Below are 13,805 nucleotides of genomic sequence, written 5' to 3'. Positions count from 1 at the left end.
AGGTAGATCCCGCAGCTTGGGATCGACGAGGAACGTGTGCGTGGCGGTGCGCCGACATCGTGTGCGCGACAGCCTCTTCCCGCCGTCCAACGGGCTCGGCTCGGTCCGAGTCCAGCGAGCTCTCGGGCTCTGGCCGACCCGCGGGCGGATCACCGCCCACCGCTGTCCCCCGGCTGAGCAAATGCCGCACCAGGTGTTCCCATTCGTGTTGCGGATTCTATTTGGCTAGAGCGTAGCTATAGTGAACAGTCATGATAGTGACGCTCTAACGAAAGGGGGCATCATGGCGGGCGAGGCTTTTGGGATGCCAAGACGGTTCAGGGTGGATGGATACGTGTGAGAAACGTGCTGGTCTTAGGTGGGTATGGCGCTGTCGGCGTCCATCTGGTGGCCGAGTTGCGGGCTACCGGCGTCAACGTGATCGCGGCCGGACGCGACGCCGCTCGCGCCGACCTTGTGATGGACCTGACCGATCCAGGTCTCGAGGCCTACACTGCCGCACTTTCCGGTACGGACGTGGTGGTGAACGCGTCGGGCGCGGAGAATCCTCGACTCGCAGCACTCGCGGGCGCGCACGGCGTCGCCTTCGTCGACGTGACTGCCACAACGGACTATGTCGCCGAGCTGGAGCGGTTGACGCCGGCAGCCGCGGTGATCGTCAACGTCGGCCTCGCGCCCGGCCTGACGAACCTGCTTGCCGCCGCCGTTCATCGCGTCTCGCCTGGACCGATCGATCTGGCGGTACTGCTCGGGGTCGGAGAGCAACATGGTGCGGCCGCGACGGAATGGACATATCACTTGCTGGGCAAGCGCTTTCACGATGGCACGCAAGTGACCCGCAATTTCACGAGGCCGAAGACATTCGACCTCCCCGGCGAAGGTCGACGGCGGCTGTATCGAGTAGATTTCTCCGACCAGCGCGCGCTGTGCCGCGACCTGGGGGTGCAAGTCAGAACGTACTTCGGTGTCGACTCGACCATTGCGACCCGAGCTTTGGCAACTCTGACCTGGATCCCTGGAGCGTCCCGTGCGCCACGCGGGCTGCACCTGCCGGGCACGGAAGACTGGCTCGTCCTCGCCCGCGGCCACAACGGCGCAACACGGTGGGCGCGCGGACGAGCTCAATCCCGCGCCACGGCCGTCGTCGCGGTTATCGCAGTCCGGGCGGCGGCCCATCTACCCCCGGGAATCCATCACCTGCACCAAGTACTCGACATCAATGATGTGCCGCCATTGCGCGGAATCGACCTGGCATCAAGTGGTTGTTCCGCGGGTTGACCCAGCCGGGGGGAATTGTTCCAGCCTGCCTGCTGATCTGATGACCTCGCCCGCTCGGGGAGGGCGAGGTCGCTACAGGCTGTGTGAGTGCTGCAGAAGGTCCGAGCAACACGGCGGCGCCGGAACCCCGACCGGTCCACCAACCGCGGCGCGTGCGCCGAGCGCAGCGCATGGCTATGGAATGCGGCCGGGGCCCCGAGCCTTCGCTGGGATCGTGCACCACACGCTGACCAGGCTGGGGGCACTCCTGCCGATCGTCGCCCGATCGGAGCCACGTGCGCAATTTCGACCTGCCGATGCGGACCCCATTTATGGTACCGTTAGTTACATATACATATTCCGCGTGATGGAGGTCTCCTGTGCGCGACGTCGCGCATGAAAGGATCGGATGGTTCGCCGCACCCGGTACCGAGGGCGGAGGCGCGGCGCTGGACCAGGTAGCCGCCATGACCGGGGCCGCGGGGCTGGTCGCCCTGGTTCTGCTGTGGATCGGGTTTCTCCACCGCACCCGCCGAATCACTTGGCTACAGCGGCTCGCCGACCGTCTCGGGCGACTGTTCAACCGGCCCGGCTGGGTCGCCCTCCCGCTCGGGATGTTCCTCGCAACTATTCTGACCGCCCTGTTGGGGTTCATCTGGGATGTCAGCCTGCACGTGGGCAACGGTCGCGATGACGGGCCGTTGGCGAATCCGGCGCACTACTTCATCCTGGCCGGATTGTTCTTCCTGTTCACCGCCGGGATGTCGGCGATCGTGTTGCCTCTGGACGAAAAGCCCGGCGCCGCGGCGGTGCGGATCACCCGTACCTGGTACGCGCCCGTCGGCGGCCTCCTCATCGCGGGTGCCGGTCTCTACGCGCTGATCGGGTTCCCCCTCGACGACGTCTGGCATCGGCTGTTCGGGCAGGACGTCACGCTGTGGGGGCCGACGCACCTGATGCTCATCGGCGGCGCCGGATTGTCGCTGGTCGGTGTGCTGCTGCTCGAGTTCGAGGGCAGGCACAGCCGGCCCGACCCCGACCGCGCCGACGGGCGGCTGATGTGGCTGCTGCGCTGCTTCGCTTTCGGTGGTCTGCTCATCGGGCTCTCGGTGTTCCAGGTCGAATTCGACTTCGGAGTGCAGCAGTTCCGGCTCGTGCTGCAGCCGATGCTCATCGTCGCCGCGGCCGCCATCTCCCTCGTCGCTGCCCGTGCGAGCCTGGGTCCGTTCAGCACCCTGATTGTGGTCGGCTTCGCCGCCCTGGTCCGTGCTGTCGTAGCCGTGCTGGTCGGCGGGCCGGTCATCGACGCGCCACGCAACGTCTTCCCGCTCTATCTCGGCTGCGCCGTCGTGGTGGAACTGCTCGCACTGCTGGCGCTGATCCGGCGGCCGATCTGGTGGGGCGCGATGTGCGGGCTCGCCATCGCGACGGTCGGGCTGTGGCTCGAATCCCTCTGGGTCCGTGCGATGTTCGTCGATCCATGGCCGATCCGGATGTGGCCGGAACTGCTGGCGATGGCCGTGCCCACCGGCATCGCGGGCGGTATCGTCGGCGCGCTGCTGGCCATGACGCTGCGGGGCGAAGCGCTGCCACGCCCACCGGTGCGACGCGGCCTGATGGTGGCCGCGGTCGTGATCGTGGCGGCCGCGACCGCCAACGGGCTGCTCATCGAGGTGCCGGAGCAGGCGGGCGCCACGGTCACACTGCGCGATGCCGAATCGGACTCGGGCAGGAGGATGGTGCTCGCGGATGTGCGCCTCGAACCCACCGATCTCGTCGGCTCCGACCCCGAGTGGATCCAGATTCTGGCCTGGCAGGGCGGGATCGGCGGCGAGAGTCCCGGCCGCGGTCTGGTCGTCGACCAACTCCAGCGAGTGGGCGCCGGCCACTACGTGTCGACCAAACCTGTTCCGGCGCATGGGACGTGGAAGACCGTCCTACGTTTGCAGGACGGGCGCGTACTGACCGCCTTGCCGATCTTCATGGCGGCCGACCCCGGCATCGGCGCCGAAGAGGTCCCGGCGCTCACCTCGTTCACCCGGCCGTTCATCGCCGAGATCACCGTGCTGCAGCGGGAGCGGTCGTTCGACCACCCCTCCTGGTTGTTCGCCGCGGCGTCGCTGGTCGTGCTGGTGTGCAGCCTCGTCCTCGTCGGGGCGCTGTCCTGGGGTGCGGCTCGAATCAACGACCGGTATCCGCACGCGAGCCGAACGATGGTGGCGGAGCCGGTGGTTTCTCGATGACTCGTGGCTACGACGGTGTGGACGTGCTGGCCGATCATTCGATCCTGCTGGCGATACCGGCGTTCCTGCCTGCCTTGCTGGTGGTCGCCGTCGTAGTGCTCGTCGCCCTGCGAGACCGTCGTGCGGAAGATCGCGATCGGACGCCGAGTTCGCCGTCCGAGCACGGCCCGGACAAGGAGGACTGATGGCAACCGTGCGCGCGCTGGTCCTTCTCGGTGTTCTCCTCATGACCGGCTGCGCGTCGTCCGATCCCGCCACCGCACCGTCCACTGCGGTGGCGAGGGACTCGGACAGTCTCGTTGTCGCCGTGCGGATTGCCGCGGGCTCGGTGAGCCCGGCCGACGTCCGCCTGGAGACCCGGGTGGGACGACCGATCGAGATCGTGGTCGACAGCGACACCGACGACGAACTGCACGTCCATGCCACGCCCGAGCACACCTTCCCGATCACCCCGGGCAATGGCCAGCGGTTCCGCTTCACCGTAGACGTGCCGGGACGTGTGGAGATCGAACTGCACTACGCCCGACGCACGGTGGCGACGCTGCTCGTGCGCGGATGACAGTGCTGGCGCACGGCCTCGGCGGTGCCACCGACCTGCCGATTCCGCTGTCGTACGCGCTCGTCGGGGCCGCCTGGGCCTTGACGTTCTCGTTCGCGGTACTGGTGCTCGTCTGGCGCGAACCGCGCCTGGAACCACGATCACCGGGAGTCGCGCTCCCCTCGTTCGTGGGAGCCGTCGTGGACTCCAGGGCGGTTCGGGCCGCGATTTCGGTGCTGAGCGTGGCCGTCACCGTCGCCGTCCTCGCGATCGGCCTACTCGGAACTTCCGATCCGGCACGCAATCCCGTCCCCGGTGTCGTCTACGTCTTCCTGTGGGTCGGTGTCATGGTCGCCTCGCTGGTTGCCGGACCCGTCTGGAAGATCCTGTCCCCGGCGCGTGCGGTGCATCGCGCCGTCTGCCTGGTGTCGCGCCGTCAGCCCACCCGCGGTCTGGTCCGCTATCCCGGCTCCTGGGGACAGTGGCCCGCGGCGCTGGGCCTGTTCTCCTTCGTGTGGCTCGAACTGGCTTACCCGCAACCGGGTTCGGTGACTGCGGTGACCACCTGGCTCGTGGCATACCTCGTCGTGACCACGATCGGACTGATCATGTTCGGCACCACGTGGGCCCGGCATGCCGACCCGCTCGAGGTGTACAGCAGCCTGCTGGGCAGACTGAGCCCGTTCGGCCGCCGCGATGCCGGTGAACTCGTGCTGCGCTCGCCGTTGAACAACCTGGCGGGCACTCCGGCGCGGATCGGTGGGGTGGCCGTGGCCGCCACCCTGCTCGGCTCGACCGCGTTCGACAGCTTCACCACATTTCCTTCGTGGCGCGGGCTGCTGGCCGACGCCGGTAGCAGCGGATCCGAAGTCCCGCCGACCGTACTGAACACGATGGGGCTGCTCGGCTTCATCGCTGTCGTCGGCTTCGCGTTCCGGACCTCCGCCCGGGCGACCGGAGGCCTGACCGAGGCCGAGCGGAGACTGCTTCCGGCTCGCCTCGCACACAGCCTGACCCCGATCGTCGCAGGCTATCTGGTGGCCCACTACCTCACGTTCCTGGTGGAGAAAGGACAGGCGACGGTGCTCTTGTTCGCGGATCCCTTCGAACGAGGATGGAATCTCGCCGGGCTCGCCGACCGCGACGTCGCCTTTATCCTCTCCACCCACCCTGCGGCGCTGGGTACAACCAAGGTGCTGGCCGTGGTGATCGGCCACATCCTCGGTGTCGCCGCCGCTCACGACCGCTGCCTGCGACTGCTGCCGCAAGCACACCGGCTTACCGGTCAACTGGCTCTGATGCTGACCATGGTCGGCTTCACCTTCACCGGCCTCTACCTTCTGTTCGAGTCCTGACGCAGACTTCCGAATCTGCTGAGCCACCGCGCACGACGTCTGTACGACATGCGGACTCGGCGTACACCTGGATCGCGGTGGCATCGAGGTGCGGGTCGACGCTCACCGTGAACTCGTACCGGTCGATCAGAAACCCATGGTGTAACAGAGAGGCTTGGATCGACACTGGTCGGCGGCCCCAAACCTGAGACAGTTCAACCCGATTCCCCGGGCCGAAGACTGCGAAGCCCTGACCGGCGTCCCTACCGCGACCTGGCGGTAGCAGTGACCTTGCGCCCCGCGCTCTATGGATATAGATTTCACTCTACGAACATAGAGGAGCTTGAGATGGCGACCCTGAACAACCGCTTCCTCGCGGAGGCGGATTTCGCGGAACAGCACGAGATCGAGATTGCGGCGCCAAGGGAAGCCGTATGGGCCGCGTGGCAGGGGATGTCGATCAGCGATTCGCCTCCGCCGGTGCGGATGCTGATCGCCATTCGCAACATGCTCGCGCGAGTGCGCACTGGCCACGCACAACTCGACATGCCGGACATGTTCATCCCGCTCATCGACGATCGGCCGGTCGAGTGCGTCGGAGGTCTGGTGGGTAGATGGTGGAGCTTCGGGATGCACGGGAACCGGTCGGAGATCAACGGGCCGGGGGAGTTCCTCGCCTTCGCCGAGCCGGGCTACGGCAAGGCCACATTCCACATGCGTTTCGAGGAGATCGGCCATGAGCGGACCCATGTCATCACCGAGACGCGGGTGAAGTGCTCCGATGAGGCGTCTCGCCGTGCGATGGCACGCTACTGGCGCCTGATCAGCCCGTTCAGCGGCTTCGTCCGGATCATGCTGCTGCGCACCCTCCGAACCAGGGCGACGCGGTGACCAAGTCCTTTCGGGCCACGACATTGCTGGACGCGGCCATTCGTGTGACGGCCGCGGGTGGGCTGCGCGGCCTGACCTACAAGGCAGTGGACACCGAGGCGGCCGTACCGCCCGGCTCCACGAGCTTCTACTTCCGCACCCGCCAGGCGCTCTTGCAGGGTCTCATAGAACGCATCGCCGAGCGCGAACTGGACGACATAGACCAGGCGGACCTCGCACCGGAGTACGCGACCGAGTCCGCCCTCCGGCAGGCCGCCGACCGCATGGCCGGCGTACTCGTGCGATGGATCGGGCCCGAGCGGGGTCGGACAAAGGCAAGGCTGGAGCTCTGGCTCGCCTTTGCCGAGATGCCACAGATGCGCGCCGCCCTCGCGGCGGTACGCGAACGATTCCAGCACCAATGCCGCACGGTGCTGCAGATGTTGGGAAATTCGAGGCCAGCGGAGAATGCCGAACTCATCGTCGCCATGGTGGAAGGACTGACCTACGACCACGTCGCTCGGTCAGCCGCCGAACCACCCGACCGGGCTGCGCTCCGGTGCTCGGTGGAGACGATCCTGCAAGCTGTCGTCGCGGCAGCTCCCACCACCGAACACACCGAGCAAGGAGCCACGATGACCGACACGGCCCTTCGTCCATTCCGGATCGAGGTCCCGCAGGCCGAACTCGATGACCTGCGGGACCGGCTCGCCCGAACCCGATGGCCGGCCCACTTGCCCGGCGACGGTTGGACGGCCGGCGTTCCTCTCGACTACCTCCGAGACTTGGCCGAGTACTGGCGGACCAGCTACGACTGGCGCGCACATGAGGCAAAGCTCAACGAGTTTCCGCAGTTCACCACGACTATCGACGGCACGAACGTGCATTTCCTGCATGTGCGTTCGCCCGAACCGGATGCGCTGCCGCTGATCATTACCCACGGCTGGCCCGGATCGGTCGCGGAGTTCATGAAAGTCATTGGTCCGCTGACCGATCCTCGCGCCCACGGCGGTGACCCCGCCGACGCGTTCCACGTGGTCGCTCCCTCGATTCCCGGTTTCGGCTTCTCCGGTCCGACAGGTGAGGCCGGGTGGACTGTTCGCCGCGTCGCCAGCGCGTTCGCCGAGCTGATGCGCCGCCTCGGCTACGTCCGCTACGGAGCCCAAGGTGGTGATTTCGGCTACGTGATCTCCCACGACCTCGGCGTGGTCGACTCCGAGAGCGTCGTCGGCGTACACGTCAACATGCTGATGGCGATGCCGCCGCAAAACCCTGCCGAGATCGCCGGCCTCACCGACGACGACAAGGCGCGGCTGGAGAAGCTCAGCCGTTTCACGACCGATTTCGCAGGCTATCGGGTGCTACAGAGCACCCGCCCCCAGACGGCGGCCTACGCGTTCACCGACTCACCGGCCGGCCAGCTCGCCTGGATAGTGGACCTGTTCCGGGAGGCGACCGACTGTACGGAACGACCCGAGGAGGCAGTCGATCGTGACCACATGCTCACCAACGTGATGCTGTACTGGCTCACCGCGACGGCTGGATCCTCGGCGCGACTGTACAAGGAAGAGGGTGGCTGGTCACCCCTGGCACGCTCCACCGTGCCGATGGGCGTGGCATTGTTCCCTGGCGACGCCATTCCGGTACGACGCTTCGCCGAGCGCCATTATCGCAACATCGTCAGATGGACCGAGTTCGACCGAGGCGGCCACTTCGCCGCAATGGAGCAACCCGACCTGCTCGTTGGCGACGTTCGCGCATTCTTCCACACTCTTCGAGAAGCGGGATCTGACGCCGCCCGGACTCTCGACGCATTGTGACTCTCGATGCCTCGAAGGGCAGGCAACGGTGCTCTTGTTCGCGGATCCCTTCGAACGAGGATGGAATCTCGCCGGGCTTGCCGACCGCGACGTCGCCTACCTCCTCTCCACCCACCCTGCGGCGCTGGGGACAACCAAGGTTCTGTTCGAGTCCTGACGCTACGTGAGCATTGCGCGTGCCGCGATGTCGGAAGCGCTCGATATCTGTGGTGCGGAAAGGAAGTCGGGATCGGCGTAGGAGGGCTCCGGATAGCTGTAGTAGCCGTGCCCGGACTGCAGCCCGAGCTTGCCCTGGTCGAGGAAGTTCTCCTTCAGATAGGCGGCGTTGGCGAGCATCTGCTGGTCGTCGTGGTGTTCTCCCCAGTAGGCGAACACGTCGTAGGCGGTCTTCATGCCGATCACGTCGAGCGTGCCCATGGGTCCGCGTGGGGCTCCCCGGTTGACGATCATGTAGGTGCGGTCGACGTCCTCCGGTGTGGAGACACCATTGGTGACGAGTGATTGGGCGGCGTTCAAGAGCGGGACCACCCAGGCATTGAGGACGTATCCATTCTGCTCCCGGTGCACCGGAACGGGAACCATGCCGATCTCGATGGCGAATTCCGTGATCTGCGTCAGGGTGTCGGCGGCCGTACCGGGATGAGCCATGACCTCGGCGACGTTCAACGCCCAGATCAGGTTCGCGAAGTGCAGCGCGCAGTACTTGTCCGGACGGCCGGTGGCCTCGGCGAACCTACATCCGGACCTGGAGGCGCTGCGCGACGACGGGAGCAGGCTGCCACAGCACCTACGGGCGACGAAGTGGTCGGGATCGCGTCGTCCTCATCTTCTCGAGCCCGGACAGCCGGAGCCTCAGGATCAATGTCAGGAGCTGCGCGACGGCCGTTCAGGGTCAGCCCCTTGCTGCGTTTCACCTGACTTCGAGTCCGGATCGACCCTATCCGCGCGCTCCCACTCCTTGTCCAACTCGGTTCGCGAATCCGCGACTTCGCTTTGATGCATGTGCGCTTGCTGGGCAAGCTGCTCGGCTTGCGCCGCCTTGGCCTCGCCTTCCGCCTTTGCCGCCCGGCTCCTGGCGGCAGTCTCCTCCGCCCGCGCCTCCCGCTGAGCGACCTCGACTTGCCGTTCCGCCGCACGGTCACGGATACCCTGAGCTTCGACCCGCTGGTGTTCGCGCCGTTTGCGCGTCAACACCCATACGCCGGCCAGCAAGATAACCACAGCGGCGACGACAATGATCACGATCAGAATGGTGGTGCTCATCTTTCGACTCCTCGCACTCTCCCCCCTTTTACCCTAACGCCACTCGATCGCCCCCTAACTGCGAAAATGAACAGATCCGCCGCCCACTGCCGGTTGCTCGACCGCCATGCCCGTTCAGGCAATTTCCTCCTCCAGGCTGTTAGTTCGGCATGCGAAAATGATGACGAGCACCGAGGCTGTCAGCCCTCGATTAGCAATCGACTCACCCGTTCCGGGTGAAATTCGCGCGACGCCGCTCGGACGGTCTCAGTAGATCTGGGCGGGATTCTTTTCCGTTCCTGGGTGCGCCGCGCGGACGTTCGATCCAGTTTCATTGATCCCCAGGAATTTCCAGCGTTTACCCGACGGGCAGGAATTCAGCGACTATCTTTCCTGAGAGTTGACCAAAGTTGCTGTCCCGGTCGGTCCAGACGAGCTCGCGATGATCTCCGGTGAGCTGGCAGGTCGTCACAGGACCGAGACCTGTTGAGTTGCCAACCCGCCAGTCGGTGTGCGGATGTGAAGTGTTCACAGGAGAGGCATGACATGTCAGTAATCATCAGCGCGGCTCTCGAGGAGATTTTCCGGAACGAGCTGAAGGTGCGAACCGAGGGCCTCACCAGGAGTTCCCGCCTGATCAACGACGTCGGCTTCGACTCGGTCAAATTCGCGCGAGGTATGGTCGCGATCGCGGATCGATTGGACGTATATCTCGACGAGGAGGATCTCCTCGACTGCGACACGTTCGGTGATCTCGAGGACCTCATCGCGTCGAAGTCGGACCAGGTTCCGCAGGGTGCGGGAGTCGGCATGGAGATGTGCTGATGACGTCGACGTCGACGAAAGACGTTCTCGCCGAGACCGTCACGGCCGCGCTGCGAGACTCGACTCGAGAACTCGTCATCTGGGACAGCCCCGGCAGACAATGGCGGCGGTCCACGTGGTCGCAGATCTACCGGATGGGCGAGAGCATCGCCGCGGACTTTGCCGACCGCGGGGAAACCGGCCCGATCGGCCTGATCGGTGATCCCAGTGCCGAACTGGTTTCCTCCGTTGTCGGCGCATGGCTCGCCGGGAAGAGCATCACCATCGTCCCCGGTCCTATGCGAGGACTGGAGGGGCGGGAGTGGGCCGCGCACACCGCGGACCGGCTGTGCTCGGTGGGCGTCACGGTGATTGTCGGTGCCGCGGACGCGGCTGCGGAACTGGCCGCGGCCGCGGGGACGATGCGCATTGTGGATGCTGCTGCGGCGGCGTCCAACGGCAGGGTGGCGCCGCAAGGAGTGGTGGACGACTGTTCGCCCGCGGTATTACAGAGCACTGCGGGTTCGACCGGAGTACCGAAGACCGCGGTTGTCTCGCGGGCGGCGGTGGTCGCGAACACCGGAGCGATCCAGCAACGGCTGGGTTTGGACCCGCAGGCGGAGGTGATGTGCAGCTGGCTGCCGCTGTATCACGACATGGGACTGATCGTGCTGATGAATGGGCTCACGAGCGGGGCCGAAACCTGGCTCGTGCCGAACAAGACCTTCGCGGCGGCGCCCTACCGATGGCTGAGCTGGCTCAGCGAGAGCCGTGCCACGTTGACCGCGGGTCCCAATTTCGGCTACGACATCCTGGGTCGTTGCGCGGCGAAGGCCGGGTCGGTCGACCTGTCGTCGCTGCGTATCGCCGTCAGCGGTGGTGAGCCGATCGACCCGGTCGGGTTCGATCGCTTTCTGCGGGAGGCGGCGCCGTTCGGGTTCGACCCCGCGGCCGCGGTCCCGGCCTACGGTCTGGCCGAATCGGTCTGCGCGGTGACCATGCCTGCCGTTGGAACGGGACCACAGTACGACGAGGTCGATGTCGAGACGGAGAGCGGATCAGCCATCGTGCGACGGCGTTACGCGATCCTCGGGCACCCGGTACCCGGCACCGAATTGCGGATCGTCCCATCGTCGGCGGAGGTGCCTGCGGTTGTCGGACGGACCGTGGGGGAGATCGAGATCCGCGGTGACTCGATGATGACCGGGTATCTCGGGGAACCGGCGCGGGATCCGGAGGAGTGGTTTGCCACCGGTGACCTCGGCTACCTCACCGACGACGGGCTCGTCGTGTGTGGGCGAGCCAAGGAACTCGTCATCGTGGCCGGCCGCAATATCTTTCCGATCGAGATCGAGCGGGCGGCAGCGACCGTGCCGGGTGTCCGGGGCGGGGGAGTCGTCGCGGTCGGTATCGAGGACGGGCCCCATCCAGGGCTGGTGCTGGCAGTCGAATATCGAGGCAGTGATACCGACAACGCGCGCAAGGAGATCGCCCGGGCCGTCCGGGTTAGCTCGGGTGTGACGCCGGTTGCCACGCACTTCGTTCCGCCGGGTGCACTGCCCCGCACGACATCCGGGAAACTACGCAGGCTGCAAGTGCGACAGTACGTGGAGCAGCAGGGAGTTGGGCAATGACAGCAGCCGAGCATGTACAGCCGCGATCTCTCGAAGACTATCGGAGCGGACGTGTACGCGGCAATGTCGACCTGTCGGGGGTTACCGATACGTTCTGGGCATGAGAATCAGCCACGCCACGTACCGCTGGAGCACGGGGCAACCAAAAGTGACACCGATGACGGGTCTTGAAAATGACCTGTCCGTGCGGCAAGCCGAGGATCGGTCCTGCGCCCAGATGTCTTGATCAGAAGCTTGTCCACTGACACCGTTCAGTGAGGAGGAGTTGGTTGGGTTCTGTTGGTGTGCATCCTGATGTGGCGGCGGCGCGGCATCTTTTCAACCGTCTGGGTTTGGAGTATTCGGCTGCGGTTCCTGAGATGGCGAACGCTGAGTACGGTGCGTTCTTCTCCAGGGTGGGGCGTGGGTCGGTCAGGTACCGGGTGGGCAAGCTGACGCCGGCGAAAGTGGGTCTGTTCGTGACAGTGTGGCGACGTGCGGCGGATGGGTCGACGGAGCCGTTCGCTGCCGAGGACGGCGATGATCTGCTGGTGATCACAGCCCGGGAGGGGCTGCGCTTCGGTCAGTTCGTGTTCCCCAGGACCGCGTTGGTCGAGCACGGCATCGTTTCCTTGGCGGGTCGGGGCGGGAAGCGTGGGTTTCGCGTGTATCCGCCGTGGTCCGCGACCCAGAACAGTCAAGCGATGCGGTCCCAGAAGTGGCAGTGCGATTACTTTCTCGATCTTGACGACGCCCAAGAGGTTGATCTGCAGAAGGCGAGCAGGCTCTACGACATGGTGCGGCCGATGTCCGCACCGCAGCGGTGATGGCGCGCTTGGTGCACAATCCAGGGCGACAACCCAGCCATATGTCGAGGCCGCGCGAAAGCGATGGCGGCCGGCCCGGGAATCCGCCGAGCGGTTGCGGCGCGGCGGCTTCGACGGCCTTACGCACGTCGTCATTGTGTCGCCGCAGCCCGGCCGGGGAAGGGTTCATCCGGCATCCTGGTGTCGGTTGGTGGTGCGGAGGGGCGCGCCGACGTGGTGCAGGTGCTTCAGCGCCTCGCGGTACGAGGAGATCAGTCCGGTCTCGTGGTAGGGCACGCCGATTTCGGCGCAGTAGTCTCGGACGATCACCTGGGCGTGACGCAGATTCGGCGTCGGCATGCTCGGGAACAAATGATGCTCGATCTGATAGTTGAGCCCGCCGAGGGCGAGGTCGGTCAACACGCCACCCCGCACGTTGCGGGAGGTCAGCACCTGGCGACGGAGGTAGTCGGGGCGTTCGTCGCCGGTCAAGGTTGGCATGCCCTTGTGGTTCGGGGCGAAGATGCAGCCCATGTACAGGCCGAACAGCGCTTGGTGGACAGCGAGGAACGCGAAGGCTTTGTCGGCGGGCAGAACCGCGAACAGTGCGGCCAGATAGGCGACGAAGTGGCCGAAGAGCAGCGCGCCCTCCAATCCTCGGTGTTTGACCGATCGATTTCTGAGCGCACGTACGCCGGCCACATGGAGGTTCAGGCCCTCCAGCAACAGGAGGGGGAAGAACAGGAACGCCTGCGCCCTCCCGATGAGACGAGCCGGGCCACGGCTGGCCCGCGCCTGCCGTTGTGACCAGACCAGAATGTCGGGCGCGACATCGGGGTCGAGTTCCTCGTGGTTCGGGTTGGCGTGATGCCGGGTGTGCTTGTCCTGCCACCAGCCGTAGCCCAGGCCGATGCCGGCGTTGCCGACGAGTCGGCCCACGACCTCCGTCTGCCGCCGTAGCCGGAAGACTTGGCGGTGCGCGACATCGTGCATGACGAGTGCGATCTGAGCGCACGTCACGGCCATGAACGCCGCGACCACGAGCGTCCACCACGAGTCGCCGACGAGGACGAACCCCGCCCAGCCGGCCGCGAACGCGATCCCGACGAGGCTGAGCCGGACCGCGTAGTAGAGGGGACGCCGGTTCATCAGTCCCGCCTCGGAGATCCGGCGCAACAGACGGGCGTAATCACCGTCGGCGCCGCCGCGCCGCGATGATCGTGGAAATGACTCTGGGATCAAGGCCGGTGTCGTCATAGATCTTCCTGAGAGCTGGGG

General features: G+C 65.9%; 14 protein-coding genes. 11 read left to right on the top strand and 3 right to left on the bottom strand.

What is annotated here, in order from left to right; translation table 11 throughout:
• Positions 1-336: 336 nt before the first annotated feature.
• The 8 genes from OHA40_RS04055 (at position 337) to OHA40_RS04020 (ending at position 8,219) form a co-directional block, all read left to right on the top strand.
• A complete protein-coding gene (locus tag OHA40_RS04055) occupies positions 337-1,278 on the top strand; it encodes an NAD-dependent epimerase/dehydratase family protein (protein ID WP_330231729.1) in 942 nt (313 codons plus the stop codon).
• Positions 1,279-1,724: 446 nt separating this feature from the next.
• The gene (locus OHA40_RS04050; RefSeq protein ID WP_330234032.1) at positions 1,725-3,500 is read left to right on the top strand and encodes a hypothetical protein; all 1,776 of its coding nucleotides are present in this window, start codon (positions 1,725-1,727) and stop codon (positions 3,498-3,500) included.
• Positions 3,497-3,685 carry a hypothetical protein gene (locus tag OHA40_RS04045; protein WP_330231728.1) on the top strand — a complete coding sequence of 63 codons (189 nt, stop codon included), beginning with the start codon at positions 3,497-3,499 and terminating at the stop codon, positions 3,683-3,685. Before OHA40_RS04050 ends, OHA40_RS04045 begins: the two co-directional genes overlap by 4 nt.
• Positions 3,685-4,059: a hypothetical protein gene (locus tag OHA40_RS04040; RefSeq protein ID WP_330231727.1), complete on the top strand. Its 375-nt coding sequence runs from the start codon at positions 3,685-3,687 to the stop codon at positions 4,057-4,059. Before OHA40_RS04045 ends, OHA40_RS04040 begins: the two co-directional genes overlap by 1 nt.
• Positions 4,056-5,393 carry a hypothetical protein gene (locus OHA40_RS04035; RefSeq protein ID WP_330231726.1) on the top strand — a complete coding sequence of 446 codons (1,338 nt, stop codon included), beginning with the start codon at positions 4,056-4,058 and terminating at the stop codon, positions 5,391-5,393. Before OHA40_RS04040 ends, OHA40_RS04035 begins: the two co-directional genes overlap by 4 nt.
• 327 nt (positions 5,394-5,720) lie before the next feature.
• Positions 5,721-6,263, top strand: a complete 543-nt coding sequence (locus OHA40_RS04030) for a hypothetical protein (protein ID WP_330231725.1) — start codon at positions 5,721-5,723, stop codon at positions 6,261-6,263.
• On the top strand, positions 6,260-8,062 hold the full coding sequence (locus tag OHA40_RS04025) for an alpha/beta fold hydrolase (protein ID WP_330231724.1): 1,803 nt from the start codon (positions 6,260-6,262) through the stop codon (positions 8,060-8,062). Before OHA40_RS04030 ends, OHA40_RS04025 begins: the two co-directional genes overlap by 4 nt.
• Positions 8,063-8,090: 28 nt before the next feature.
• On the top strand, positions 8,091-8,219 hold the full coding sequence (locus OHA40_RS04020) for a hypothetical protein (protein ID WP_330231723.1): 129 nt from the start codon (positions 8,091-8,093) through the stop codon (positions 8,217-8,219).
• 2 nt (positions 8,220-8,221) lie between these two features.
• On the opposite strand, the gene OHA40_RS04015 is transcribed toward OHA40_RS04020, so the two are convergent.
• Both OHA40_RS04015 and OHA40_RS04010 read right to left on the bottom strand, forming a co-directional pair.
• A complete protein-coding gene (locus tag OHA40_RS04015; RefSeq protein WP_330234031.1) occupies positions 8,222-8,755 on the bottom strand; it encodes a 3-hydroxyacyl-CoA dehydrogenase family protein in 534 nt (177 codons plus the stop codon).
• Between the two features lie 171 nt (positions 8,756-8,926).
• Positions 8,927-9,325 carry a hypothetical protein gene (locus tag OHA40_RS04010; protein WP_330231722.1) on the bottom strand — a complete coding sequence of 133 codons (399 nt, stop codon included), beginning with the start codon at positions 9,323-9,325 and terminating at the stop codon, positions 8,927-8,929.
• Positions 9,326-9,850: 525 nt separating this feature from the next.
• On the opposite strand from OHA40_RS04010, the gene OHA40_RS04005 reads away from it, so the two are divergent.
• From OHA40_RS04005 to OHA40_RS03995, 3 genes are all read left to right on the top strand, one after another.
• Positions 9,851-10,129, top strand: coding sequence for an acyl carrier protein (locus OHA40_RS04005; protein WP_330231721.1), 279 nt, complete (start codon positions 9,851-9,853; stop codon positions 10,127-10,129).
• Positions 10,129-11,742: a long-chain-fatty acid--ACP ligase MbtM gene (gene mbtM / locus OHA40_RS04000; protein WP_330231720.1), complete on the top strand. Its 1,614-nt coding sequence runs from the start codon at positions 10,129-10,131 to the stop codon at positions 11,740-11,742. The genes OHA40_RS04005 and mbtM overlap by 1 nt, the downstream gene beginning before the upstream one ends.
• Positions 11,743-12,101: 359 nt before the next feature.
• Positions 12,102-12,548, top strand: a complete 447-nt coding sequence (locus OHA40_RS03995; protein WP_330231719.1) for a MepB family protein — start codon at positions 12,102-12,104, stop codon at positions 12,546-12,548.
• Between the two features lie 165 nt (positions 12,549-12,713).
• Here the strand turns inward: OHA40_RS03995 and OHA40_RS03990 are convergent, their stop codons facing one another.
• Complete coding sequence (locus OHA40_RS03990; RefSeq protein WP_330231718.1) at positions 12,714-13,784, bottom strand: fatty acid desaturase family protein; 1,071 nt, start codon at positions 13,782-13,784, stop codon at positions 12,714-12,716.
• Between the last annotated feature and the right edge of the window lie 21 nt (positions 13,785-13,805).

This window comes from Nocardia sp. NBC_00508 (assembly GCF_036346875.1).
GTDB lineage: Bacteria > Actinomycetota > Actinomycetes > Mycobacteriales > Mycobacteriaceae > Nocardia.
Note: the sequence above shows the minus strand (reverse complement) of the source record. Positions and strands in the feature narration are given on the sequence as shown.

Excerpts from the sequence above, each read along its gene's own strand:
- OHA40_RS04050 (WP_330234032.1), top strand. The coding sequence starts at position 1,725 with ATGACCGGGGCCGCGGGGCTGGTCGCCCTGGTTCTGCTGTGGATCGGG.
- OHA40_RS04045 (WP_330231728.1), top strand. The coding sequence starts at position 3,497 with ATGACTCGTGGCTACGACGGTGTGGACGTGCTGGCCGATCATTCGATC.
- OHA40_RS04035 (WP_330231726.1), top strand. The coding sequence starts at position 4,056 with ATGACAGTGCTGGCGCACGGCCTCGGCGGTGCCACCGACCTGCCGATT.
- OHA40_RS03990 (WP_330231718.1), bottom strand. The coding sequence starts at position 13,784 with ATGACGACACCGGCCTTGATCCCAGAGTCATTTCCACGATCATCGCGG.
- OHA40_RS04005 (WP_330231721.1), top strand. The coding sequence starts at position 9,851 with ATGTCAGTAATCATCAGCGCGGCTCTCGAGGAGATTTTCCGGAACGAG.
- mbtM (WP_330231720.1), top strand. The coding sequence starts at position 10,129 with ATGACGTCGACGTCGACGAAAGACGTTCTCGCCGAGACCGTCACGGCC.
- OHA40_RS04030 (WP_330231725.1), top strand. The coding sequence starts at position 5,721 with ATGGCGACCCTGAACAACCGCTTCCTCGCGGAGGCGGATTTCGCGGAA.
- OHA40_RS04040 (WP_330231727.1), top strand. The coding sequence starts at position 3,685 with ATGGCAACCGTGCGCGCGCTGGTCCTTCTCGGTGTTCTCCTCATGACC.
- OHA40_RS03995 (WP_330231719.1), top strand. The coding sequence starts at position 12,102 with ATGGCGAACGCTGAGTACGGTGCGTTCTTCTCCAGGGTGGGGCGTGGG.
- OHA40_RS04010 (WP_330231722.1), bottom strand. The coding sequence starts at position 9,325 with ATGAGCACCACCATTCTGATCGTGATCATTGTCGTCGCCGCTGTGGTT.